We start from the raw sequence: 369 nt of genomic DNA, 5'->3' as shown, positions 1-369 counted from the left end.
GTGGGATAGGATAAGACAATAATGGCCCGATCGAGCCGATCCGGCGGGCCGACCCGCAACGATCGCCCGCAGCAGAGGACCCGATGATGCTTGCCGCGACCCTGGCCACCGCCGTCCTGCTCGTCCCGATGGTCGAGGATCCCCCTCGTCGAGCCGAAGGCGCCGCGGAACGGGCGGCCGAGGCGAACCGCCTGACCTTCCTCGACCAGAGCAACCCGTACCACGTCGGCCTGGACTTCCCGAAGCTGACCACGCCGCAATGGGTGGGCGAGGACGGCGTCGACGCGGTGGTGATCCTGGCGATCGACGACCTCCGGGACACGATCCCGAAATATGAGGGGTACTTGCGGCCCATCCTCGACCGCCTCA

The 369-nt window shown here is 67.5% G+C and carries 1 protein-coding gene; it reads left to right on the top strand.

Annotated features, from left to right (window positions below; translation table 11 throughout):
• Positions 1-83: 83 nt before the first annotated feature.
• The coding region (locus AB1L30_RS00510; RefSeq protein WP_367011396.1) for a hypothetical protein at positions 84-369 on the top strand (286 nt) is incomplete at its 3' end.

Origin of the sequence: Bremerella sp. JC817 (assembly GCF_040718835.1) — a bacterium.
Taxonomy (GTDB): Bacteria; Planctomycetota; Planctomycetia; order Pirellulales; family Pirellulaceae; genus Bremerella.
Note: the sequence above shows the minus strand (reverse complement) of the source record. Positions and strands in the feature narration are given on the sequence as shown.